This window comes from Anoxybacillus sp., assembly GCF_036834105.1.
Lineage (GTDB): Bacteria > Bacillota > Bacilli > Bacillales > Anoxybacillaceae > Anoxybacillus.
On record NZ_DAITON010000063.1, the window covers coordinates 10,059 to 12,950 of the forward strand.

The window sequence follows — 2,892 nt, forward strand, 5'->3', positions numbered from 1 at the left end:
ATGTTAGCTTTGACTTCTTGCAGTTCTTGTTTTGTTATCATGTTAGCTTTGACTTCTTGCAGTTCTTGTTTTGTTATCATGTTAGCTTTGACTTTCTCAAGTTCTGCTTTGATTTCTGCAAACTCTTGCTTCGTTGCCATATTGGATTCTATTTTTTCGAGCTTGTCCAAAATTTGTAGCAACGTATGCTCCATCGTTGTCACCCTCCTTTCATTTGGAAAAGTAGAAAGGGAAACAGCTGTGTGGCGTGTTAGGTGCTGAGAAGAGGATTTGTTTATGTGGTAGTGCAGGTGGAGACCGTTCCCCGACATCTATTATAAACCATAAGGATAGAAATCGGAACAAGAGAATATACGCTCTTTATTTTCATTTTTTCTATATATGATGTATTGTAGTAAGGAGATACGATGATGAGGTGACACGAGCATATGTTATGGAAAGAGGCAAAACAATTTATCACTCTATGTTATACAGAGTTAGGAAAAAACGATGATGAAATACATGAGCGATTGCAACAAGTGAAACGAGAAATTGAACAAACCGGTACGTATGAACATACATATGAAGAGCTTGAGCATGGGGCGCGCATGGCATGGCGCAACAGCAATCGGTGCATCGGGCGCCTGTTTTGGCAAACGCTTCATGTGTTTGATGCACGTGCGATTGAGCAGGAAGAAGATATAGCAGAGCGGCTATTTGATCATATCGTGTTTGCGACAAACGGCGGTAAAATTCGCCCAGCCATTACTATTTTTCGTCCTGAACGTGTGCGTATTTGGAATCATCAGCTTATTCGCTATGCCGGTTACGAGACAGAGCATGGGGTCATCGGTGATTCATCGTCCATTTCATTCACGAAAGCGTGTGAACAGCTAGGATGGAGAGGGGATCGAACACATTTTGACATTTTACCTCTCGTTATTCAAGTTGATGGCCGACCGCCGAAGTTATTCCATATTCCAAAAGAGATTGTGCTTGAAGTGCCGATTGAGCATCCGACGTTTTCATGGTTTCGTGATCTACAGTTGAAGTGGTATGCGGTACCGATTATTTCGGATATGTGTTTAGAAATCGGGGGCATACGCTATACAGCGGCGCCATTTAACGGTTGGTATATGGGAACGGAAATTGGTGCGCGCAATTTTGCTGACGATTACCGATACAACATGCTTCCGAAAATTGCATCGTGCATGGGGCTCGATATGTCGAGGAACAGCACATTATGGAAAGATCAAGCGCTTGTCGAGTTAAATATCGCCGTTTTATATTCATACAAAAAAGCAGGGGTGAGCATAGTTGATCATCATACAGCTGCCCAGCAGTTTAAGCGTTTTGAACAACAAGAACAAGAAGCAGGAAGGAAAGTAACGGGCAGTTGGACTTGGCTTATTCCACCACTATCCCCAGCGACGACGCACATTTTTCACCAATATTATGATAATACAATTGTAACACCGAATTATTTTTACCAAGAACGTCCTTATGAAAAGCACCGTCATTGATGCGGTGTTTTTTATATGAATATATTCCTAATTTTCAGAATAATACTTACTATATTCTTATTTTTTTGATATAGTTATAGAAAAAAGAAGAAGGGGGAAGGATGTGTGGATTTCATCGAGCAACTCAAAATCGAAGAACTGAGGAAGAAAAATTTTTTCTTGTTTCTTATTTACACGTTTAGTGCAGTAACAGGTGTGATCGGGCTTATTTTAATTGGGGAGAGGTTAGAGAAGATCGCCATTTATGGGGGAAGTTTGGCGTTGAATGTATGCGTTTATGTAGCGTTAAGAAAAATGAAAAAGTACGAGCTGATTTATCCATATTTTATTATTTTTATATTATTTTTGGCCACTTTAATCAGCCTGTTTACGACTGGAGGGAGTTTAGGAACGATTGCTCTTGCTTTTTGTTTAGTTGTGCTGTCAGTTTTACATCTACATCGTACACTGTTTATTACAGGAATTTTATTTGGGGCAATCATTTTAGTTATTAGTGCACTCGTTCCTTCTCCTTTTCAACAAGTGTTTCAAAAAACAGGACATACGGTGTTTATTGTTTATGTGATGATCGGTATCGCGCTTTCTGTGCTGCTATATCTAAGCCGCAAGCAGTTTCATCAACTTGTTGAACACGTTGGGCAGGCGCACGAGGAAAAAGAAAAACAAATGGCAAGAAGACATGAGCTCGAACAACAAGTAAAGCATATTATTGAAAACGTCGAACATATTCATCAAAAAGTACTTCAACATGTGCAAGCACAAGAAGAAATGAAAGAAGCGATTCGTCAAGCTGCGGTAGCGGGTCAGGCACAGAGCGAGCAAGTCATCGATATTCACGATGAAGTAGCGGAAGCGAAGGTGATGAGTGAGCGCATTTACGAGACTTCTAGACAACTGAAAGAACATTCGTCACAATCGAGCGAGATGGCACAAGCAGGCATGCAAAAAATGCATTTGTTATTGATGCATACAGAAAAGTTTCACGAAGTCATTCATGCCACAAGGACAACATTAAATGCGTTAACGAGCAAAATTGCGAGTACAAATGAGTTAACAAAAAAAATTAATCAAATTACAAATCAGACGAACTTATTGGCATTAAATGCGACAATCGAGGCAGCACGCGCAGGGGAATATGGAAAAGGATTTGCGGTTGTCGCTGAAGAAATTCGCAAGCTAGCTGTGTTAACGGAGGAGACGACACAACAAATCGTTCGCAATTTGGCAGAAGTGAATGAAAGCAATAGTGAGTTGCTGGAGCGGATGGATGAAACGAGTGAACAATTGACAAAAAATGAGACGTTGACAGGTGAAGTCAACGCTTACTTCGAAAAGCTATATCAATCGCTAACTTACTTACAAGAGCAGCTATCACACTTTTTTATCATTA

Annotated in this window: 2 protein-coding genes and 1 pseudogene; 2 read left to right on the forward strand and 1 reads right to left on the reverse strand. The window is 40.3% G+C overall.

Going from position 1 to position 2,892, the window contains the following annotated elements; all coding sequences use genetic code 11:
• Positions 1–194: pseudogene (locus tag V7Z64_RS07805) on the reverse strand (hypothetical protein); the annotation flags it as partial.
• A gap of 234 nt (positions 195–428) precedes the next feature.
• Here V7Z64_RS07805 and V7Z64_RS07810 point away from each other — a divergent pair.
• A complete protein-coding gene (locus V7Z64_RS07810; protein ID WP_297987879.1) occupies positions 429–1,502 on the forward strand; it encodes a nitric oxide synthase oxygenase in 1,074 nt (357 codons plus the stop codon).
• Between the two features lie 105 nt (positions 1,503–1,607).
• The coding region (locus V7Z64_RS07815) for a methyl-accepting chemotaxis protein (RefSeq protein WP_334109959.1) at positions 1,608–2,892 on the forward strand (1,285 nt) is incomplete at its 3' end.